Consider the following 21626-nt stretch of genomic DNA (forward strand, 5'->3'; position numbering starts at 1 on the left):
AAGGTCTCATAGCCTAGACTTTATGACCAGGTAGGCTCCCATTATAAAGTAGTACAGCGCTGCTATTATGTATAGTGAGCGGGCCTTCAGTCTCACGAGTACACGCGACGAGACCGTTGCCCCAGTATAGGTTCCTACCAGTAGAAGCACAGCAAGAAGCCAATCAACATTACCTGTAGCTACATGGCCTAGCAGGCCCGCCAAGGCCGTTATACCTACCATGAGCTTGCTCGTGGATACTGCAACGTGTATCGGGAGACCAAGAACGAGGACAAGTATTGGAACCTTTATCACTCCGCCGCCTATGCCGAGCATAGCTGAAAACATTCCGGCCGCGAAGCTCGCTGAGAGAGCAGCTGCTAGCCGGCCAAGCTTGTCCCTTAAGCTAATCGGCGTATAGCCTCCTGGACCCTTCTCCCTTCTTGCGACAACCCTTTGCCTCACGAGGAACAATATGCCGGAAAGTACGAGCACGAAGCCAAGTATTGCTATTAGCTCCTTGTTGCTAAGCTTCCCGAATACAGCTACGCCCGTCAACGCGCCCGTCGTTGAAGCTAATTCCAATATAACTGCTAGCCTGTAGTCAACAAGACCCCTGCCAAGGAGGTATCGGAGCCCGCCAGCACTTGTGCCAAGTATTGCGAAGAGACTAGCAGGCACAACCCTCTTGATGTCGAAGCCTAGGAGCGTTAAGAAGGGCACCATTATGGCGCCGCCGCCTATACCGAGCATAGTGCCTACGAAGCCGGCCACAAACCCAATCAGCGGCACAATAACTAGTTCCTGCACTTATCCGTGCACCAAGCACAGCGGCGTAGCCCTGGATGGGAGAAAAACATAGCTACGCTGTCGGCGCAGAGGCCTCCTCTGCTTCCTCGGGGATAACGCCTAGCCAGCTCCATATATGCTTGTATAGTTTTTCCCAGTACTCCCGGTGGGCCCTGTATAGTTGCTCCGCTAGCTCTTTGTCCCCAAGCTCTGCTGCAAGAGAAACAATCATGTCAATGCTCTTCTTTGAGTCCCAGGGCCTGGGCACTGCTCCCGCCAATACCCGGTACCTTGCTATGGATCCTAGTACGCGGCGCGCGTGGCTAACGAGGTCGATTTTTTCGCCTACAAGGCCCTCGTAGAGCTTCTCTAAGACCTTCTCAGTCCACTTCCGGTAGAAGCGACACGTTCCAGCATTGTCAACGAGGTACTCATTAACCATTCTATTGATTATTACTTCAGCGAATTCACGGGGATCGCGCGGTATCGCCGGGCTATAATAGCTCCAATACCTACCTGGAACCGGTATTGGAGCTATTAGGCCGGGCGCCCAGTACAAGTTTGGAGTCATATAGGCCTCGTCACCGTATGGTGCACATACTATTAGGTCGTGGAACCCTAGGCCGTACATACGGGTCCTTGACTCAAACCGCTTGTTAAGCTCTAATGATGCCTTTCTAAGCCCCTTCTCGGCTACTAGCTTCAATATCTCGCTACGATGCTCTACTAGGCCCTCGAGTACTTGTTTGGCTAACTCATAGTTAACGTCGCTCTGGTCTACAGTATAGCTCAGCGGATCGAAGAACGGTCTCTGGCCGAGCCCTACCTCCTCCGGCAGCAACATTCCACGATGAACCGCGTCGAAGATCCATGATATTATGTGGCCCGCCTCAATAGCGTCGATACCTAGGTCGTCGGCGAGCCTTATCAAGTCCGCAACTTGGTCTGCCTTCACAACACCTACTAGACCGCCAAGAGCGTTGGAGGGCTCATAGTCTATTTTCACGCCGCGCCATATCTTCTTACAAGCCGCTATACATGGCTCACCACACGTCCTCCAAGGCTTCTCTGGCGCCTCGAAGACTTCTCTCTGAACAAGTTTCCACAGATGCTCTAAGATTATATCAAGTATCCGAAGCCTAGCCGCCTTCGACAAGTAAACAGTATTGTAGCCAAAGAATGGCAACATGTCCCTGTAGTGCACGTAGTTTACTCCAAAGGTGCCGCCTGTGCCAAGCTTTTCGTCAAACCGGTACTTCGTGGTAACGCTTCTAGCCACGACCGCATAAGGCTTCCCAAACACCTCTCTAGTAACATCCTCGATCATCTTGTTTATAGTAGGGGCCTCGCGTGTGAAGTCATAGTCTCCGCCGAACACGATGCCAGCAACACCATGTGCCCTCAGCAAAACACTGCCGCCACCAGCCCTCGAGGCAGAGTCCACGACAGGCGACAGCCATTCACCCTCAACCATATACGAGAATATTCCGCCAAACATTGTGCGCGCCGCCGCAGGCCCGACAACAGCTACTCTGACCGGGAACTCCGCGCCACCTACTACTTCGCGGTAAAGGTATAACGCAAGAGCGCTCGTGCCCCTATAACCCTCGAAGCCGCCCCATATGTTCCAGAGCTTCTCCCAAGAGACCCCAATGAAGTCAACATCTATTCTTCCATCGCGCTTACCAAGTACCTTTATAATCACCGGCTCCTCGCTCCAGCCTTCGACTACGAGGCCACGAAGCCCCGTCCTCATAAACTGGTAACAGGCACCCCCAAGAGTGCTTACATGAAGCCCCATTGTCTCCGGACTCCTAAACACAAAGACCATTCTGTGCCCGCCGAAGACCCTTGCGCCGGCGAAGGGCCCGCAACCAGCTACTACCACGTTGCGCGGAGAATCAACCGAAACTTCATAGCTCTTATACTTATCAACATGCAGCCTTACACCATAGTCAATAATGCCTAGAATACCGCTACCTATATTCTGCTCCTCGACACGGTAATTCCGTGAAGCAGCATCCACAACAAGTACTCGAAACACACTCATAGCACATTGCACCTATTAAAGACCAGTAAGAAAAACCCTCCTATACCCCTCATAACGAGGATGACGTAGTGCTAGGTATATGAGTGTACTGCTGAGCATCCCTTTTAGCCAGGTACAGTAACTTGGACAACTCCTTCCCTGCCGAGGCGCATTTGCATAATCCCTATTTTTACTCCATACGTTACTTTAACGCGGGGGGTCTCTGTGCCCACTCTTACAGCCTATGACCTAGTACGTGACACCAAGCCCATATACGCTACACCGGATAAAACAATACTTGACGCAACAAGGATAATGGCCGAACACAATATCGGAAGCGTACCAGTGGTCAAGGACGAGAAACTCGTAGGCATCTTCACGGAAAGAGACCTCGTTAAACACATTGCAAAAGGAACTCCCCTGGAAACCAGGCTAGAAGAAGTAATGACACGCGACCTAGTCGTAGCACATCCCGCCGACCCCTTGCCGCTCATAGCCCAGAAAATGATACAGCACAACATCCGACACATACCAGTAGTCGACGACCGGGGTAGGCTCCTCGGAGTAATCAGCATCCGCAGAGTACTACAATTCCTCCTAGCAGAGAGCGAACACCCCTAACAGTCTCGATCAAGCCAAACAACAACATAGCCCCCGGAAAACCCACCTTTTTCCTCCCGCTTCCTAGCCCTAACATCCTCAACAACACGTAGAGAAATACCCCTCAAACCCAGCCACTCATAGAGAGCCTCAAGAAGATCAGCAGCCTCTTCAACACTACCACTCTCCGCAAGCTCCAACGCCTCCTCAACAATCTTGGCACGCAGCAATGCATCAAACTGCTCCCCGGAAACCCGGAAAACACGGACACCGGGCTCTCCACGAACCTCCTCGGCAATCCTATCCCTAACGAGCTTCCAACAAACCAACACATAGCACCATAGAAGAGAAACTCAGGACAAACCACAAGGGCCAAGAATAGAACCAGGAAGAAGCAATACTGCAACATAGAGGAGAGAGGCAACACGCTAACGACGGGGGCCCAGACCCCGCGCACACCACCCAGGAGCCCTAAGCCCCGGGCCCTGGGCCCCTGCGGGCCACGCAGACCCTATACCCAGCGTGGCCCGCCCCTGAGCGAGAAGCCCCCACGGCGTCCGGGCGATTGGGAGCGGCGGGCTAAACCCCTCGGGGCACAAGGCCCCTCGGGGCTTACACCCCCGCCCCATCAACCCCGTCTTCTACGGGAGCCCGGGCCGCCCCGGGAAACCCCGAGGCGGCGGCCGCCTCTTTTCGGGGAGGGGTTCCCGCTTAGATGCTTTCAGCGGTTACCCCCTACGGCGTGGCTGCCCGGCGCTGCCCTGCCGGACAACCGGTACACTAGAGGCCGCGGCGCCCCGTTCCTCTCGTACTAGGGGCACCTTCCCCTCAGGCGGCCCACACCCCCCGCGGGTAGAGTCCGACCTGTCTCACGACGGTCTAAACCCAGCTCACGTTCCCCTTTAATGGGCGGGCAGCCCCACCCTTGGGGGCTGCTGCACCCCCAGGATGGGAAGAGCCGACATCGATGTAGCAAACCGCGGGGTCGATGTGAGCTCTCGCCCGCGACGACTCTGTTATCCCCGGGGTAACTTTTCTGTCATGCCCGGCCCCCACCGAGGGGGGCACGAGCGTTCGCTAGGCCGCGGTTTCCCGGCCGGACCCGTTGCTGTTCGGGGTCCGGTCAGGCCGGCTTTTGCCCTTGCACTCTACGGCGGAGCTCTGACCCGCCTGAGCCGACCTTTGGGCGCCCGTGTTACCTTTTCACGGGCGTGCCGCCCCAGCCAAACCGCCCACCTGGGGCTGTCCCCCCGGCCTCCCGCCGGGGGTAAGCCCCCCAGGCCCGGGTAGGTGGTGTTTCATTGGCGCCTCCCCACCCCCCGGAGAGGGTGGCTCATCGGCTCCCACCTACGCTACGTACCCGGGCCCAGAGGGCAACCCCAGGCTGCGGTAAAGCTCCACGGGGTCTTCTCGCCCTGCGGGGGGATGCCGGCCTGTGCACCGGCTCCGTGGGTTCACGGGGCCCCGGGCCAGGACAGTGGGGACCTCGTTGATCCATTCATGCGCGCCGGAACTTACCCGGCAAGGCATTTGGCTACCTTAAGAGAGTCAGAGTTACTCCCGGCCTTCAGCGGCGCTTCGCCGGGTTGAACCCCGGTTTCACGGACCGCCAGTGGCCAGGATTCGGCCCCCGTACACACCCTTTCGGGCTTGCGGGGACCTATGTTTTTATTAAACAGTCAGGCCCCCCTAGGCACTGCGACCCGCGGTCCAAGGGGTTTACCCCCAGACCGCGGGCACCCCTTCTCCCGAAGTTACGGGGCCAATTTGCCGAGTTCCCTGGCCCGGGTTAGCCCCCAGACGCCTGGGGCTTCTCACCCAGGGGCACCTGTGTCGGTTCTCGGTACGGGCGCGGGGGATCGTTCCCCGCCCCCTTTTCAAGGGCCCCCGGGATCGGCGGAAGGGCCCTAACGGGCCCCCATTCCCGCCTTCGGCCGGTTCTCGCCATTACGGCTCTCCCCGGCCTTCGGACGGTTAGCCGGGTCGCGGCCCTTCGGCCGCCCCCGGTCCGCCTACCCGGAGGCGTCGGAGGCGGGGCTTGCGTTGCCGCACCTACCCCCGCGGCACGGGAATATTGACCCGTTTCCCTTTCCCCGGGTCCGTGTTACGGCCCGGGTTAGGGCCGGCTCACCCTCGGCCGACGACCGTTGCCGAGGAACCCTGGCCCTTTCCGGCGGAGGGGATTCTCACCCCTCTTCGCTGTTACTACCGCCGGGATCCGCACCCGGAGCGGCTCCAGCGGGCCTCACGGCCCGCCTTCTGCGCCGCCCCGGCGCCCGCCTACCGGATGCGGACCGCATAGCGGTCCGCCCCCGGGGTCTCGGCGGCCGGCTTAAGCCCCGACATATCTTCGGGGCCCTCGGCCTCGGCGGGTGAGCTGTTACGCACTCCTTAGAGGATGGCTGCTGTTAGGCCCACCTCCCCGCTGTCTGAGGCCGAGGACGCCCTTTCGTTGGCACTTAGCCGGCCCTTGGGGGCCTTAACCCCGGTCTGGGTTGTTCCCCTCTCGGCCCCCGGGCTTACCCCGGGGAGCCCCACTCCCGCCATCTACGGCGGCCGCGGGTTCGGAGTTTGATAGGGGGCCGGGGGCTTTCGCCCCCTGCACCCCCAATCAGTGCTCTACCCCGCGGCCCGGCCTCCGGCGGGGCTGCCCTGCGAGGCACTTCGGCGGGAACCAGCTATCACCGGGCTAGATTGGCCTTTCACCCCTAGACGGGGGTCAGGGGAACGAATTGCACGTCAGAACCCCTTCGGGCCTCCACCGGGCTTTCGCCCGGCTTCACCCTGCCCCCGCCTAGATCGCCCGGTTTCTGGTCTCACGGCCGTGACTCCGGGCCCTTTGGGACCCCGCCCCTCGCCGGGGGATAGCCCCCGGCTGCGGGCTCGTCGGTTTCCCTACGCCTTCGGGGGTGAACCCCTTAGGCTCGCCACGGCCGTGAACTCCCCGGCCCGTGTTTCAAGACGGACGGGGCGACCCTGCTCCGCCCCCCTCGTACTCCCGGCTCGCGCCGGTTTCCTTCGGGGGGCCTCCTCGCTTTCGGGCCGCCCCGTGCTTAGCCGCCCGGTTTCAGGCTCTTTTCACCCCCCTTCCGGGGTGCTTTTCAGCTTTCCCTCACGGTACATAGTACGCTATCGGTCTCGGGACGTATTTAGCCTTGGGAGTCGGTGACTCCCAGCTTCCCACGGCAGAACCAAGCCGTGGTACTCTGCCCCGCGGCGCGGGCCCTCCGGGTTTAGCCTACGGGGCTGTCACCCTCTACGGCGGGGCTTTCCAGCCCACTTCGGCTACCCGGAGTCGGCCCGCTGGGGCTCGAGGCCCCAGCCGCGGGGCCGCAACCCCTCATCTCTCCGCGGTTATCCCGCGGAGAATTGGTTTGGGCTCTCCCCCTTTCGGTCGCCCCTACTCAGGGGATCGCTGTTGCTTTCTTTTCCTCCCCCTACTAAGATGTTTCCGTTCGGGGGGTTCCCGCTCGGTACTCCCGGGGAAAACCCCGGTTTCCCGAGCGCCACGGGCTCTTCGCCCGTGGCAGGAGGCCCCATTCGGGGATCCCGGGTTCAACGGCTGCATGCGCCTACCCCGGGCATATCGCCGCTTGCCGCGCCCTTCGTCGGCGCCCGAGCCGAGCCATCCACCGGGCGGCGTCCGTGCCGTGAGGCCCGCTCAGGGGCGGGGCCCAGGGCCCGGTCTGGCCGGCCCCTGGGTGCTCCCACCGCCGAGGCCCTCTAGGGAGCCCCGGGCACCGGATAGTGAAGCGGTCCGTGAGTGGCCCTAGTGACGGGCCCCTGCAGCCACAGGAGGTGATCCAGCCGCAGGTTCCCCTACGGCTACCTTGTTACGACTTCTCCCCCCTCGCGGGGGAGGGGTTCGACCCCACCTCCCGGGGTTTGCCCCCGGGAGGCAGGGCCTCACCCCTCCCCCGCTCGGGTGGAGCGACGGGCGGTGTGTGCAAGGAGCAGGGACGTATTCACCGCGCGATGCTAACGCGCGGTTACTAGGGATTCCTCGTTCACGAGGGCGAGTTGCAGCCCTCGATCCCAACTGCGGCGGGGTTTAAGGGATTACCTCCCCCTTTCGGGGTCGGATCCCGCTGTCCCCGCCATTGTAGCCCGCGTGCAGCCCGGGGGATTCGGGGCATGCTGACCTGCCGTGGCCCCCTCCTTCCTCCGCCTTGGACGGCGGCAGTCCCCCTAGTGTGCCCCCGGGGTGGCCCCCGGGGTAGCAACTAGGGGTGGGGGTCTCGCTCGTTGCCGGACTTAACCGGACACCTCACGGCACGAGCTGGCGACGGCCATGCACCTCCTCTCAGCGCGTCGGGCAAGGTCGTCAGCCTGGCCGTCATCCTGCTGTCGCCCCCGGTAAGATTCCCGGCGTTGACTCCAATTAAGCCGCAGGCTCCACCCCTTGTGGTGCTCCCCCGCCAATTCCTTTAAGTTTCAGCCTTGCGGCCGTACTCCCCAGGCGGCGGGCTTAACGGCTTCCCTGCGGCACTGGGCGGGCTCCAAGCCCGCCCAACACCTAGCCCGCATCGTTTACAGCCGGGACTACCCGGGTATCTAATCCGGTTTGCTCCCCCGGCTTTCGCCCCTCACCGTCGGGCGCGTTCCAGCCGAGCGCCTTCGCCACTGGTGGTCCTCCCGGGATTATCGGATTTCGCCCCTACCCCGGGAGTACCCTCGGCCTCTCCCGCCCCCTAGCCCGGCAGTATCCTCCCCACTCCCCGGGTTGAGCCCGGGGCTTTAGGGGAGGACTTGCCGGGCCGGCTACGGGCGCTTTAGGCCCAATAAGCACCCCGACCGCTCGCGGGGCTGGTATTACCGCGGCGGCTGACACCAGACTTGCCCCCCGCTTACTCCCCCGCCTTCCTACAGCGGGGAACAGCCGCCAAACGGCGGCACTCGGGGTGACCCCGTCACGGTTGCCCGCATTGCGGAGGTTTCGCGCCTGGTGCGCCCCGTAGGGCCTGGGCCCTTGTCTCAGTGCCCATCTGGGGGCTCCCCCTCCCAGGGCCCCTACCCGTTATCGGCTTGGCGGGCCGTTACCCCGCCAACTACCTGATGGGCCGCAGCCCCATCCTCGGGCGGCGCGCGGGGAAGCTCCGCGCGCCCTTTCGGCGAGGGACCCGTTCCAGGCCCCCTCGCCTATCGGGGATTAGCCCCAGTTTCCCGGGGTTATCCCCGTCCCGAGGGTAGGTTGGCCACGTGTTACTCAGCCGTCCGCCGCGCCCCCGCGTCCGGGGGCGCACGACTCCCATGGCTTAGTCCCACCCCGATAGCGGTCGGGTCCGGCAGGATCAACCGGAGTCACGGCCGCAAGGCGGGCCCGTGGCAGGGCCACCCCGGTGCCGCTCCACTATCCGGTGCCCGGGGTCTTTCCCCGGGCCCCGGCGGTGGGTGCGCGGGGTCTGGGCCCCCGTCGGGCCCAAGCGTCCCAGGGGTACTGCCCCCGGGTTTGCTTGGGCCCCCATTACTATCGTTAGCGTGATGCTGGGCCCGCGTCCCGGGCTGTTCCCGGGCGCGGGCGCCGTGTATGTCTGGTTACCGCTCTTAGTGGGGATTTAAGTATTTCGGATAGGTGATGCTTTAACTCTTCAGACTCTATGTTTCTGATGTTTAGCCAAGTGTTACTCTATGGTTTCTGTCTATTATACTTGTCTGTGGAGGGCTTAACGGGAACCCATAGAGTCTGAACGCCCGGGAATACCGCTACTCCTTCACTAGGGTACGTAAAGCATTCCAAAACACTTCTTAAAGCATGGCGGGAGTAGGGACAAGGAGTAAAAGAGATACGCGGAGCAGGATTACAGAACAAGGAATGGCCCCCGGCTTCCCGGCGGCGGCGCAGCCGCGACACCGGGCAAAGCCCGGGGCTCCTTGGATGGGCGGGCTAGCCTCCAGCCGGGGGCACACTATTATTATAAATTATGACATTATTATTGTGAATACAGTCCAGCGTTTTGGTGGCGCAGAGCATCTACACGGCCATGAAAACTCTCTGCGTCGTTCTAGTATAATGTTAGGTTCTTAGCTAAACTAATTGCTTGTAGTTATATAAAAATTCTTTTTATACAGTGCCTTTTTGTTTAACAATTATGCATGGGTATAAACTTGAGCGATGATAGCACTATAGACGAGGAGGGCAAGGCTGCCTTCAGCTGGGGCATTGACGCTTTAGACGAGCTGCTTGGCCAAGCCCTCATTCCTGGAACAAGCATACTCGTTGCTGGCAATCCTGGCGCCGGCAAGACGACACTCGCGGCAACAATCTGCTATCATAACGCGAGACGTGGAAACCCGTGCCTCTATGTATCGTTCTACGAGGAAGAAGACAGATTCATAAACCAGATGAAGCGCTACGGCATGGACTTCGGGGACCCTAGTTTAAAGGGCCGATTCAGATACGTTAAATTACCATTGATACTCGACGTTGATGCCTTGGAGACAATGCTCGAAACAATACATAGTTATAGCGAGGAGATAGGCGCCAGAGTCATCGTGGTTGACAGTTTTACGCCCATGGGCATGATTGTCCGGGAAGAAGCTAAGGCTCGTGAACTCGTCCAAAACTTCTTCTACACCTTGGCACGCATGATACAAGGCATAGTCGTTATAATAGCTGAAATACCTTACGGGCGTCAACGTGTCGAAATAGGCGGTGTAGAATTCGTAACCGATATCGTACTTATACTTAAACACATAGTGGTTAATAGACTCTTAACAAGAATACTCGAAATAAGAAAAGCGCGTGGCGCTCCGATAACTGTAGCCGAGTTACCGTTCTCAATAGTTGAGGGAAGGGGAATAGCTGTCTACGCTCCGCCAGTAATAAGGGAAATACCCCTACCTAGGCGCGATATAGTGTATGAGCTTCCCTGTAAGCTTCTCAAAAGAGTGCTTGGCGCAATTCACCCAGGAGAGGTAATATATGGAGAATATCCGGCTGATGCGCGTGTCAGGCAGCTACTTCTTCCGTTCACGTTTGGATTTATTTATAAGAACAAGCTGAAGACATTGATTATAAGCTATCGTAGATCGCCGCAGGAAATAGTTGAAGGCATAAAGTCGCTACTACACTTATCTGACGACGATCCCTGTACACAAAAACTACTAGACCTAATAGACGTTGTTGCACTCAATCCCTCAGCAATGAGCGTTGAGGAGAGTTATGCAACAGAGATTGAGACAATAAGGAGGAAACGCCCACAGCTGGTCCTCTTCGAGAGAATTGATATACCTGCGCGAATGCACAGAAGTAGCGAACTATTCTTTAAGTATCTCCATGACCAGCTCCTCGTTCTCCGCGGCCTTGGAGTAATAACTATACGGGCCTCAGCCTACATAGATAAGGAACACTATATCAAGAATAGCAGTATTTCTGATATCGTGTTTAAGATGTTTAGAATTATCCATGGCGACAGAGTTGACCTAAAACTCTACGTCTGGAGGTATGGTGCAAAGCCGCAGATAGTCTCGGAGAAGGATATTGAGGAATGCACTCAAGAAATACTATCAATGATTAAAGCAGATTGTGCAGAGAGTGCGTAAACAACGTGAAAAGTACTTAAGTGTTTATTCTCTCGTAGCTAATGATACTCTTTTAGCAACGTGTTTCGGAGCTTCCTTACACATCCCTCTTGAAGCGATACTTTGTTTTCTTCGCCCTTTATGCACTCCTTGGGAGTAGCGTCTTGTTTGCCAAACATTGAAGATATCTTGTTTATAATAGTAGTATCCATGCCCGCACTGTATAGTTCGCTGCACGTACTGCTTACCATTGTTTTGAGAACCAGCTGCTCTACTGCTGCACCGAGTATTAACGACCTTAGCTTGTCAATGTTGAAACCGAGGTGATGAACCACTGTCCCCCCGACACGTTTCTTATGGAGCCTCGTTTCATCGATATATGTTGAGGCGCTCTCAGCGAGTATAGTAGCTATTTTCCTTAAGGGGTCGAGTGAGCCGCACGCCTGGTATGGGAGGAGGATGTAGTAGCTTTTCTTCGCTGCAAGGGCTGACAGCACTGTCAGCTCTATTTCCCTTGGCTCGGGTCTGCCACCGTATCTCCGTGCTCCGAGAGGTGTTCGTGGCACCAATAGCTTGTTCCTTATCGCTTTCTCCGCATCGATGAGCTCTAGTTGAGCAAGTAGCACTTGAAGAGCTTCGTGTTTCTCGGCTTCCCTTACCTCTATGATTGGCTCCTTTGTCGTGGGATACGGTGGCTGCTCTGTGCCAAGAATTACTAGCTTGCTATGCGTTAGTGCTGCGAGAAGCTCGCCTAGCCTTATCGAGAGTGATTTAAGAAATGGCTCCTCCGTCCCCCCGATAACTACGTACACTGTGTCTATTCTCAGCTTAGGCCTTTTCTCCAGGATAGTTTCTAGTATTTCTGATAGGGCTAGTGCTAAGGCGTCTGCAGGATAGGCGTCGAAGGCCCAGCCTCCGACGATCCTGCTCCACGGAACAACTACGTAGTGTACGCGTCTACATGTGCGCGGAGATAGGCGTATCGAGCACCTTCTGGTGGCTGCTTCTTTGAGCTTATCTATAACCTCTCTATAACTTGTTGATTTCGGGAAGGCGCCTACTTCTGGCCACACGCTGTGCGTGTCAGGAACAACTATGAACCCAATGTTATCATATAATGCCTCGTTGAGCAAGGGTGCAACAGGGTCAACGCCCTCGTCTGAGACAGCACCGTACTTGTACTCAGCTCTGGGTGCTCTGCGGAAAGGATTATCAGAGACATATATAACGATACCAGTCACTTCATCCACCCTTGCCTCCTGTTGCCTCCACGCCAATAACGCAATGTTTTCCTCGACTAGAAACTGTTCGTGCTAATACAACGAGACTCGCGGAAGCATCCTTAGCTTTAATAACCTAGCTACATAGATAACGTCAATACTAATCAAGGGTTCGTGAATGGAGCTGCGCTGCCTTCAAGAGGCAATGAAGAAGGCGTTCTATGAACGTGACTCTGCAAGAGGGCTCTACGCAACCTTTACTTGGCTTGTAGAGGAAGTAGGCGAGCTTGCTGAGGCGCTACTGAAGAGAGATAAGTCGTCGATTGAAGAGGAACTCGCAGACGTCCTTGCATGGACTCTCAGCATTGCGAACCTTGTAGGCGTTGATGCGGAGGAGGCTTTTAGAAAGAAATATGGCCGTGAAATAGATGCAGCAGGCTGTACTAGGTGACGGAAACCAGCATTGTTCTGCCTAACGCTTTTTGATAGCTTGTAGTACCTGGAGAGCCTTTTCAGGATCTTTCTCTGCAAGCGTACCGACAACTATGGCGTCTGCTCCAGCCCCGATGAACTCCTTAGCTTTTTCAGGTGAACGTATTCCACCACCAACTACTAGGACTGCGTCTTCGGTCACCTTCCTCGCATATATTACCGCTTCTTGCGGGACTGGGCGTGGTGCCCCGGAGCCCGCCTCTAAGTATATGAATCTGTATCCCAGCATCTCTGCTGCAGCAGCGTAGGATGCAACTATGTACGGGTTTTCATACGGTATTGGCTGCGCTTTGCCTACGTGGCCCGCCGCGCCACCATGCCCCACAATTATGTATGCGGTGGGTATTGGCTCGAGTCCTAGCCTCTTTATGAGGAGGGCAGCCGAGATCTGTGCGCCAACTATCCAGTATGGATCAAGGCTATTCATTAGCGACATGAAGAATATGGCATCTGCTTTCGACGATATGTTGTTGAGCCCACCCGGGAACAATATTATTGGAAGAGCGACGCCGTCTCCTCGCAGCTCGTCTATATAGGCATCTATATCGTATGGTAATACGTTAAGGCTTCCGCCTATGAGGAGCGCGTCTGCGCCACCCTGCTCAAAACGCTCAACTACTCTAGGAGGAAGCGGCGACTCTGGGTCTGAGAGAAGGAAGAATAGCTTCTCCCCAGACTCAATACGTTTCCGGAGCTCCTTCTCCACTCTCCCCGGCTTCAAGCTCGCTCTCCTCTGCTCCAAGCTCCTCTAAGCTTATGGTCCTTTCCTCAGCCTTCTTTAGGAACTTAACCTCGATCCTGCCCTCAAGATAAGCGTCAAGAAACTTCGAGTAGACATCGACCGGCTGGAATATTTCTGGAACCCACATCTCGGCGTAGAGCCCACAATTACCGCACCTTATTATCGCCTTGACCTCGCCTCTCTCATTGCGCTCCTTCTTCTTAATCTCAACACTTATAGCCCTAGCACCACAATGCGGACACTCAAACACCGTTGGCATACGTGGCTGTGGGCGCAGCAACTGCGTCTTACGATACTTTCGCCTACGTCGACCCATTCGCGCACACCCATGCATAGGCCAAGCTATGCTCACTAATATAGTGTGAATAAAATAAGGGTGCACTGGCGGCGGGCCCCAGCTATAACCCGCCTTCTGTACCTTCGGCCGCATCCGACTAAGCGGACCCGGCGCGCCAATCGCGCGGCCCTCATCGGCGCGCCGCCTTGCTCCCCGGGGGACGGCCGTTTCAACGCACCCGCCCAGGTCCTCTGCGGGTTACTGGCCCCCCGTTGCCGGGGGGCCCTCGCCGCGTCATCGTCCTCCCTAGGCGGGCGTGCCGTTTCTGTGCCGTTGCCACGGGGTCTCCCCGTGCACCATTTCGGTGCCCCGGCGCCGCGGGGAGGGCGGAGTTTCCTCGGGCCAGTAGCGGCCCGTTAGCGGCCAGCTGAGGCCCGCCATTACTTAACTGACTGAAATAACGGCTTATAAGCATTCAAATACCTAGGCACAATAACCGTTTGACGCTAAACAAGATGCGTATCTTTGTTTGTCGATACCTCGAAGGCTATATGGAGTTAATTCATGAAACATCCGGAAGCAGGGTTAAAATGAAGAGAATGAATGGGGCCGCCGCCGGGATTTGAACCCGGGACCTCGGGGTCCACAGCCCCGCGCTCTCCCGGCTGAGCTACGGCGGCCTCACATCCTTCATCTTTCCGTCTACGAGGCCACTGCGCCTCATTGCCCGGTACGGGGCCGGGCTCGATGGAGGCGGCCCTTACTCCGGGAATAGCGTAGCTTACATGGCTCTCAGTTAATATAGCTTTACCAATGTACTAGGGACCTAGTGATCGGGAGGAGCGGGTGCAGCTTCATAAGCCTCTCTAGAACTATTAGCGATCCCGGAAAACCGGGTGCCTATAGAGTGGCTATGACGAGAGAACCCGGGTTGCCGTGGCACCGCGCAACCCGCAACGAGCGGGGATGGCGGCAAGGCCCGCATCCGAGCCTCTATAACGAGCAGAATGAGGTTGTCTTGTCGAAGCATTAACCCTTGTTTCGAATAGGCATAGCAATGAACACCGCATCGATACTACTAGTAATTTAGCGACGAAGCCTTTATAGCCCCGAGGACGATATGAGCCTTCAACATACACGGGTGGGCCGGTAGCTCAGCCTGGAAGAGCGCTCGGTTGGCATCCGAGAGGTCCCGGGTTCAAATCCCGGCCGGTCCACCACCCCCAATCTTTCCAACAGAGCGGTGCCTTGTTGTGGCCGCTATAGACACACCTCAGCACTACATACCACTTGGCGGGAATCCTGGCAGCATTAATTTGTCATATCTTCGACGCATAGGAAACGTGTCTATACTCTTCCAGGATAATACTCGTACAGGGGAAGTAGGTCTATCAGGCACTAGTACTCACCACATCATATCTGGCTCAGTTATCGTAATCCTTGTTGTTGCACTTGTTGCTGCAATTGTAATATACCTCGTAGTAGCGAGATATGGGTTCCGACAAAACTTTACAAGGCCATCAACAGCTGCACAGGTATTTCTATCCGACGTGCCTAGGCCGATATATTTCTATGAAGCAGGCAAGAAGAGGCTGCGTGCTCTTTTCGAAACAGTACGTGACTGCGTGAAGAACAATCCAAATTACAACGAAGGCTTGACAGTTACGGAGATAGCCAAGCTTTTCGACAAGAGAGGCCTTCTATCAAAATTTGCTACAATATATAACGAGACAGTGTTTTCGCCCATAGTTCCTGACGACAAGGTTATCGAGGAGGCTGAGCAGATTGTGGATACCTGGAAGAACTACTCTATTGCTGATATCAATTCTTAGTGCTCTATACCTTTCAATAGCTACAGCTAATATCTATACGTACCAGGGTTCAGTATACTCCACGAGCCCTGATAACATATACTTGACTGGAACTAGCGACTTCTACTCAATGCTGGCCAGAATGGGTCTGAGAGCTAGTCTTGGCTCCCCATTCGACTTGGTATCATTATCAAGCTCACATAACAGAATATTATACGTTGTGATTGGGCCCGAGAAGCCTTTTAGCGATGAAGAAATTGACGCTATCGCCCAGATAGTTAGGAGCGGTAAGGCTGTGCTTCTAGTAGCTGACGAGGTCGGTGTTTCTAATAACTTGTTGGAGAACATTGTAGGCGTTCGCGTATCGGGCAAGATGCTTAGGAGCAATATTACTTCGAGCGGCTATATAGTCCCAATACTGTGTCTTAATAACGTTATATTATCTACCAAGGTTTCATGGATAACTGGTTTATCACACAATACTAGCGTTTTCTGCTGGGCAGAGCCCCGTCCAGGGAAGCGGTTTCCAGTAGGAACAGTTACTAGAGTTGGAAGCGGCTATGCCATAGTTATTAGCGACTCAAGCATCTTTTCCAACTTTGAGATGAATGGCTTAGAGCCCTTTATCCCAACTAAGAAAATTGTTGCCAAGCTTGTAAGTGAAATAATTAACAAATACGGCATAGACTATGTCATAGTAGATGATGAGCATTATAGCAAGAATGCCGTGCTATCTTTGTCTGCAGGCGCACGGAAAGCATTGGCAGCTTTTGCATCAATATCTAACGCGCTATCCAGCTTTACGAAGGAGAACATTATTGCCGAAATTATAGCACTATTCCTATTGCCGCTCATATTGTCCATAGCATTTGCAGGTATACCACCGAGGACAAGGAATAAGGAAAAACCCGTCATAACACTTGATGAACTTTCTAGAGAACTCTCAAAAGCGCTAAGTCATCATAGAGCAGGAAACAAGGATAAGAGATAATAGCTAACTATGCACGGCGATAAGTAGGGCACGTAACGAGTTGAGCGTCTTTTCCAAGATCGTTGACGAAGTGTCTAAGGTAATTGTTGGAAAACGTTCAGAAATAGAATACATCGTCGCAACTATTCTTGCTGGCGGCCATGTTCTCCTAGAAGGTGTTCCGGGAGTAGCAAAAACAACCATAGCTAAGGCGATCGCGTCTGCCATGGCTCTAGAATTCAAGCGTATACAGTTTACGCCGGATCTTCTCCCGAGCGACATAATCGGTACCTATGTCTACCGTAATGGGAGATTTGAGTTCGAGAAAGGCCCGATATTTGCAGACCTAGTTCTCGTTGACGAGATTAACCGTGCTAGCCCGAAGACTCAGGCAGCGCTTCTAGAAGCCATGCAGGAGAGACAAGTAACAGTTTGGGGGAATACCTTCAAGCTTTCACCGGTATTTATTGTTATAGCTACAATGAACCCTGTAGAATTCGAAGGAGTATATCCATTAAGTGAAGCACAAGTAGATAGGTTTATGTCAAAAATCATTATAGGTCTTCCTTCACGTGATGAGCTTGTTGATATTCTTGCAAGGCTGCGCCGGATCGAGGAGTGGCCCGTTAAGCCGGTTATAACTAGAGACGAGCTAGTAAAAGCGAGAGAAGAGATATGGAATATCTATGTCGATAAGAACATATTGTACTATGTTGCCTCGATTGTTGAAGCTACGCATAAGAGCCCGTATGTGCGTCTTGGTGCATCGCCTAGAGCTGCGATTTCAATGGTCCAAGTGGCTAGGGGACTTGCATATATAGATGGAGTTCGCCATGTAACAGCTGACCATGTTAAGAAAGCTGCTTGGCCGGCTCTAAGGCATCGTATAATTCTCAAACCTGAAGCAAAGCTCTCCGGCATAACGCCGGAAAAGATAATTGAGGAAGTACTAGCAACTATCCCGCCGCCATGAGCGCTTAAACATACATGACTGTCCCCAACGGTGATGCCATAGGTGGACGTGGCTTCAACTTCTAAAGCAATTGCTATGCTGTATGCAACCGTTTTGCTTTTTGTAGCCGGTTTTCTCGGCGCCTATCCCCTCGTGACTCTTTCCCTGTCACTATTCCTTGCATCAATAACGGTGTCGGAATACCTATTAGCAAAGAAGTATCTACATGTTCTTCGCCGCCTTAGCGTTAAGAGGATAGCTAACCCGTCGTCGGCACCGGAAACATTACCTGTAAGAGTGTTTACAACAATATGCAATGGTTCAAGCGAGGGAATAACCGATATCATTGTTGATGAGGAGAAACCTCCAAGAACGAAAAGGATTCCGAGCTCAACAGGATTCATAGTGGATGTTCCGCCTTCATCATGCACCAGCTATGCCTATGGCTTGACCGGTGCTCCAGGCCTTGCAGTCTCGCGAAGAGTGGTGCTGGAGAAATATTCTCCCTTAGGCCTATTTGTAGCTATTACTGAAAGAGAGGAAATCCTGACCATCCGCTATTACCCGTTATTCGCCTCGGTAACTCAGTCAATATATTCTGGCGAATCGCTCGGACTCCAAGAAATTTATTCGAGGCGTATCAAGGGTGTAGGCACAGAGTTCTACAGTATAAGGGAATACGTTCCAGGCGACGATCCACGCAGAATCGTTTGGGCAGCCGTAGCTCGTACAGGAAAACTCATGGTTCGAGAAGATTTAGCAGAGCTGCGCCTCCGAATACATGTATTCGTAGACGTGTCTAGGCCCATGTGGGTCGGCGAGCCCGGCAAATCACCAGGCGACGAGGCACTAAGACTTGCATCATCACTGGCAGATAATGCTAGGCGTGCTGGAGGACTCCTCGGCTATACGTTCTTCTCGGGCGAGGTATGGTTTAACCGATATCCTGGAAACGCTAGCGAGGTCTTTACAGAACTCTATAACAGGACCTCCATGGTTGATCCCTACATTGCTACGCCTCGAAGAAGCCTGCGACGGGCTCTCGAAGAAGCCTCGATTGCTGCAGAGCATATGCCCTTGATAATAATTACTGGTCCAGGAATATCTATCAATTCTGACGACATTGCAGAAATTGCTCGTAATCGCCTCGCGCCAACAGTCATAATTTATCTTAAGCCTCCAGAAAGTATTGAAGCCATAGAGGCTGAGGCAAAGAGTTTACGAAACAAGTTCTCCAATATCCCAGGCGCCTTATTTATAGACGCCAAATCGCTTGGAGAGGCGCTCGAGGCGTTACGAATATACGCATGGAGGATTGCCAGATATGCGGCTTAGACTTGCCACAGTGATTTCACTTATCTTAGCAATTGCGTCGCTCATACTCCTCGCGGCCAATGCTGAAGACATCAAGGCATCCTCGAGGCTTCTTGGATTAGCCTTTAGTATCGCAGCCATCGCGTCATCGTTTAGCATGAGCTGGTTTTCGCTCATGTTATCGCTAACATCAATTACAATAGTATTAGTTGAGACTAGTTCCCTTATTTCCCTCGCCATACTTGTTTATGGCGTAGTTGTACTGGTTTTCCTTAACGAGCCGTTTATAAATACTCGCGAATCCAAACACGTTGTTCCAGCCGTGCTTTTTGTGTTGATCGGAGCAGCACTGGCATCTTTATTTAGCGCTGAAATAGTCCATATCGGTATCAGGGAAATCGCTGTTTTTGGGAGCTCAAGCGCCGGGCTTGTTCTCATATACTTGTATTTTATGCTGCTGACGATTTATCTTACAGGTTGTTATTATTCTTCGGAACGAATACTTCCAAGGATAACTAAGAATATTTATCATATCATTAGTCCGAGCTACGGCTTTAAACTGGCGCTATATGGTGCTAGTTTTGCGCCGTCGGTAGTGTTCAAGGACCCATTATATGCTGTCGCAACCTTGGTAGCCATCTTGGTGAAAACTCTAATCCCTATCCCTTCACGTCTAAGGTTTATGGATGTAATTGTTTATAGTGTTTCATATGCTTTCGTAATAGTATTGCTAGGCTATAGGTGATTAAGGGAATGAAGAGGGATTTGAAGAAATTGGTTCTGCTTGTATCAGGTATACTATTCTTTGCTTCTAGTATATACTTGTTACACGTAGGAGATATTGCATCAGCAATTTTAGCTGTAGGTATAGGCTATATGCTTACTGGACTCGGCGTAGAAGGAGAGTCATGAGGAGCAGTCTGCCGGACAGCTGATATCCCCGATAAATATAGGGCAACGTGATGATAGAGGCCGCGAACCGATAAATAATGCTCTTCTAAACCAGCATATTATCAGATTATTGAAAACGTTAAAACTATTGCTATAAGAGCAATCGTTGATATTAACACATGTATAGGCTTAAGCTTAATGACTGCTTCTTCCTCACTGAACGCTAGGAGTCCGGCTGCTGTAAACACGGTAGGTGAGGTATCTTTCGCCTTCTCTTCCTTACCGGACGGCTTAGTGCGTCGCCTGCTCTTAGGCATAGTATCCCCAGCTCAGAAAACACTTCCTAGTCGGCTAAAAACACCTTCCTCTCCTAAGCACTCCTACGCTGCTCCCACTCCACAGGAAAGCTAGGGGTCCAGAAGCAAATACTTAATATGATTTTCTAACAAGTATACGTATTATTAAGAGAGACACCCCTTGTCTTCTCTTGGAGCAATACTGTCTTCTACATTACTCTAAAGGTGTTGCTAAAGGTATTGAAAATAATAGTTTATACAAACAATTATTAGAGTTTAATTTAATGCAATAGCACTAGCTCATTATACTTCCTTATTTTGCCTTGCACTAAAGTTAAGCATAGATTCCACTTGAAAACTTAGGGTGCCCTGGCTTTCTTCCGGTAAACATGTCCAGAAACGCAGAAGTTAATTCTTTCCCACAATTGTGGGCTCCAGGAGAAACTGAGGGGTCAGTTACAGTTTAGTAAAGGCATGTAGTAAGCAATTAGCTGTACTGAAGTCTTTCCGGCAATACATCGTCATTAGTTCTAGGGAAAACAATTGACGAGGATGTGTACATTACGTGTTTGCGCTCTAAAGGCCTCATTAGGTGGTGAAATGCATGATACGGCGGCTTAACGGTGACGGGAAATCGTTGAGAACATGCATATGCATCAATGCATTCTCTAAGAATCATGATCTCAGCATTAAGGGTTACTCGGCCAGCGTGAGGCTTTACTTGTCCTCCGATAGTTACCTTAAATCTACTTGCAGCACGGTAAGCAAAGTGTCTGAGCCAGCCTGTTTCTCGATAGAATGCGACACTTATACATCCTGTATTGTCGCATAGCTCTCCTATTAAGTGACCTCCGCTAATCCAGTATGCCTTCCTTAATATTCCTGTTACAAGAGGATTATCGTACGGATGTATATCTTCAACCATTTTTTCTCTGAGGTGCGCATCTGTTGCTTGATTACTTCTATGTAGGATCCAGTGCGAAGGATCTTCTCCTGGATCAATTATTTCTAAAGCCTTTTTGAGAACAAGTGGATCGTCGCCGCGCACCGCGTAGAGAACAGGGTCATAACCGTGTGGTGCTATTAGTGGCTTGTTTATTGTGTAGTCATAGTTCATGAATGTTAGAGGCTTTGTTCGTATATCGAACTCCACAACGCTTTGGGGGTCTATTCTTCGGGGTTTTGACCAGTTTTCGATCTTTCTGTAAACTGTTAGCTCAAAGGTATAGTCGTCTAGCGTCATTCCAAGGGCTGCTGTTGCTCCTATTATCCCCCTATTAGTATCTCCCGTGATGCTTAATATTCTCCCGTCACTGCTCGCTCTAGTCTCCCTAATGCATTCATGGGCGATGTCAAGTGGTAATGCTTCGTGGACTGCCCTGTGGTAAAGCTGTGTAAGACACTTGGGCCTGACCTCGTCCAAGTATTGACTCATATCATCGATACTAAATAGAATTGATACATAGGAAGCCTTTGGGCTTATGTTATACGCTTTTCCAAGGTCATGCAATATCCTTATAATATCCTTTGCATCGTTAAGCCCGTCAACATAGATGTGTAGTGCTATAGCTCCGTTTCCACGTGTTTTCCAGGGCACAGCAGGGTTGAGCCTTACGAGCCACGGATAATCTGCTAAGATGTAACCATTCCTTGAGATAATGTAGGCTAGTATTGAGGAAAAATGTGTGGTGCACCCAGCAAAGGCGGTATCAAAACTATCTATTCCTATGGCCAGTATCAAGG

Annotated in this window: 17 protein-coding genes, 2 tRNA genes, 2 rRNA genes and 1 other RNA gene; 10 read left to right on the forward strand and 12 right to left on the reverse strand. The window is 53.4% G+C overall.

Annotated elements, in window-relative coordinates:
- Positions 1 to 6: 6 nt before the first annotated feature.
- Together SBG41_RS07540 and SBG41_RS07545 are read right to left on the reverse strand one after the other, a co-directional pair.
- Entirely contained in the window at positions 7 to 789 is a 783-nt protein-coding gene (locus SBG41_RS07540) for a sulfite exporter TauE/SafE family protein (protein WP_317894941.1), read from the reverse strand.
- Positions 790 to 841: 52 nt separating this feature from the next.
- A complete protein-coding gene (locus SBG41_RS07545; RefSeq protein ID WP_317894942.1) occupies positions 842 to 2818 on the reverse strand; it encodes an aldehyde ferredoxin oxidoreductase N-terminal domain-containing protein in 1977 nt (658 codons plus the stop codon).
- 204 nt (positions 2819 to 3022) lie between these two features.
- Here SBG41_RS07545 and SBG41_RS07550 point away from each other — a divergent pair, with 204 nt between their 5' ends.
- Positions 3023 to 3418, forward strand: a complete 396-nt coding sequence (locus tag SBG41_RS07550; protein WP_317894943.1) for a CBS domain-containing protein — start codon at positions 3023 to 3025, stop codon at positions 3416 to 3418.
- On the opposite strand, the gene SBG41_RS07555 is transcribed toward SBG41_RS07550, so the two are convergent.
- The 3 genes from SBG41_RS07555 to SBG41_RS07565 form a co-directional block, all read right to left on the reverse strand.
- On the reverse strand, positions 3415 to 3726 hold the full coding sequence (locus SBG41_RS07555; protein WP_317894944.1) for a nucleoside triphosphate pyrophosphohydrolase: 312 nt from the start codon (positions 3724 to 3726) through the stop codon (positions 3415 to 3417). The two genes, SBG41_RS07550 and SBG41_RS07555, sit on opposite strands and share 4 nt — an antisense overlap.
- Before the next feature lie 216 nt (positions 3727 to 3942).
- Positions 3943 to 7054, reverse strand: a 23S ribosomal RNA gene (locus SBG41_RS07560).
- A 136-nt stretch (positions 7055 to 7190) separates the two neighbouring features.
- Positions 7191 to 8699, reverse strand: a 16S ribosomal RNA gene (locus SBG41_RS07565).
- The 16S and 23S rRNA genes sit together here, the layout of an rRNA operon.
- Before the next feature lie 803 nt (positions 8700 to 9502).
- Here SBG41_RS07565 and SBG41_RS07570 point away from each other — a divergent pair.
- Positions 9503 to 10939 carry an RAD55 family ATPase gene (locus SBG41_RS07570; RefSeq protein ID WP_317894945.1) on the forward strand — a complete coding sequence of 479 codons (1437 nt, stop codon included), beginning with the start codon at positions 9503 to 9505 and terminating at the stop codon, positions 10937 to 10939.
- Positions 10940 to 10977: 38 nt separating this feature from the next.
- On the opposite strand, the gene SBG41_RS07575 is transcribed toward SBG41_RS07570, so the two are convergent.
- Positions 10978 to 12159: a hypothetical protein gene (locus SBG41_RS07575; protein WP_317894946.1), complete on the reverse strand. Its 1182-nt coding sequence runs from the start codon at positions 12157 to 12159 to the stop codon at positions 10978 to 10980.
- Between the two features lie 157 nt (positions 12160 to 12316).
- On the opposite strand from SBG41_RS07575, the gene SBG41_RS07580 reads away from it, so the two are divergent.
- Positions 12317 to 12589 carry a MazG nucleotide pyrophosphohydrolase domain-containing protein gene (locus SBG41_RS07580; RefSeq protein ID WP_317894947.1) on the forward strand — a complete coding sequence of 91 codons (273 nt, stop codon included), beginning with the start codon at positions 12317 to 12319 and terminating at the stop codon, positions 12587 to 12589.
- 21 nt (positions 12590 to 12610) lie between these two features.
- Here SBG41_RS07580 and SBG41_RS07585 read toward each other — a convergent pair whose 3' ends face one another.
- From SBG41_RS07585 to SBG41_RS07600, 4 genes are all read right to left on the reverse strand, one after another.
- Complete coding sequence (locus SBG41_RS07585) at positions 12611 to 13351, reverse strand: geranylgeranylglyceryl/heptaprenylglyceryl phosphate synthase (RefSeq protein WP_317894948.1); 741 nt, start codon at positions 13349 to 13351, stop codon at positions 12611 to 12613.
- Positions 13308 to 13688 carry a zinc-binding protein gene (locus SBG41_RS07590; protein ID WP_317894949.1) on the reverse strand — a complete coding sequence of 127 codons (381 nt, stop codon included), beginning with the start codon at positions 13686 to 13688 and terminating at the stop codon, positions 13308 to 13310. The genes SBG41_RS07585 and SBG41_RS07590 overlap by 44 nt, the downstream gene beginning before the upstream one ends.
- A gap of 73 nt (positions 13689 to 13761) precedes the next feature.
- Positions 13762 to 14085: RNase P RNA component (rnpB, locus tag SBG41_RS07595), an RNA gene on the reverse strand.
- 168 nt (positions 14086 to 14253) lie between these two features.
- Positions 14254 to 14329 (reverse strand) — tRNA-His (locus SBG41_RS07600).
- A gap of 463 nt (positions 14330 to 14792) precedes the next feature.
- Between SBG41_RS07600 and SBG41_RS07605 the strand changes: the two genes are divergently transcribed.
- From SBG41_RS07605 to SBG41_RS07635, 7 genes are all read left to right on the forward strand, one after another.
- Positions 14793 to 14869 (forward strand) — tRNA-Ala (locus tag SBG41_RS07605).
- Positions 14870 to 14902: 33 nt separating this feature from the next.
- Positions 14903 to 15481, forward strand: a complete 579-nt coding sequence (locus SBG41_RS07610; protein WP_317894950.1) for a hypothetical protein — start codon at positions 14903 to 14905, stop codon at positions 15479 to 15481.
- Positions 15435 to 16451, forward strand: coding sequence for a DUF4350 domain-containing protein (locus SBG41_RS07615; RefSeq protein ID WP_317894951.1), 1017 nt, complete (start codon positions 15435 to 15437; stop codon positions 16449 to 16451). Before SBG41_RS07610 ends, SBG41_RS07615 begins: the two co-directional genes overlap by 47 nt.
- Before the next feature lie 40 nt (positions 16452 to 16491).
- A complete protein-coding gene (locus tag SBG41_RS07620) occupies positions 16492 to 17403 on the forward strand; it encodes an AAA family ATPase (RefSeq protein WP_317894952.1) in 912 nt (303 codons plus the stop codon).
- Positions 17404 to 17445: 42 nt separating this feature from the next.
- The gene (locus tag SBG41_RS07625) at positions 17446 to 18717 is read left to right on the forward strand and encodes a DUF58 domain-containing protein (RefSeq protein WP_317894953.1); all 1272 of its coding nucleotides are present in this window, start codon (positions 17446 to 17448) and stop codon (positions 18715 to 18717) included.
- Positions 18707 to 19441, forward strand: coding sequence for a hypothetical protein (locus SBG41_RS07630; RefSeq protein ID WP_317894954.1), 735 nt, complete (start codon positions 18707 to 18709; stop codon positions 19439 to 19441). Before SBG41_RS07625 ends, SBG41_RS07630 begins: the two co-directional genes overlap by 11 nt.
- 8 nt (positions 19442 to 19449) lie before the next feature.
- The gene (locus SBG41_RS07635) at positions 19450 to 19608 is read left to right on the forward strand and encodes a hypothetical protein (RefSeq protein WP_317894955.1); all 159 of its coding nucleotides are present in this window, start codon (positions 19450 to 19452) and stop codon (positions 19606 to 19608) included.
- Positions 19609 to 19709: 101 nt separating this feature from the next.
- On the opposite strand, the gene SBG41_RS07640 is transcribed toward SBG41_RS07635, so the two are convergent.
- Positions 19710 to 19904 carry a preprotein translocase subunit Sec61beta gene (locus SBG41_RS07640; protein ID WP_317894956.1) on the reverse strand — a complete coding sequence of 65 codons (195 nt, stop codon included), beginning with the start codon at positions 19902 to 19904 and terminating at the stop codon, positions 19710 to 19712.
- A gap of 466 nt (positions 19905 to 20370) precedes the next feature.
- Entirely contained in the window at positions 20371 to 21624 is a 1254-nt protein-coding gene (locus tag SBG41_RS07645) for a TiaS agmantine-binding domain-containing protein (protein ID WP_317894957.1), read from the reverse strand.
- Positions 21625 to 21626: the final 2 nt, after the last annotated feature.

This window comes from Pyrofollis japonicus, from assembly GCF_033097485.1.
In the GTDB taxonomy this organism is placed as follows: Archaea; Thermoproteota; Thermoprotei_A; order Sulfolobales; family Pyrodictiaceae; genus Pyrofollis; species Pyrofollis japonicus.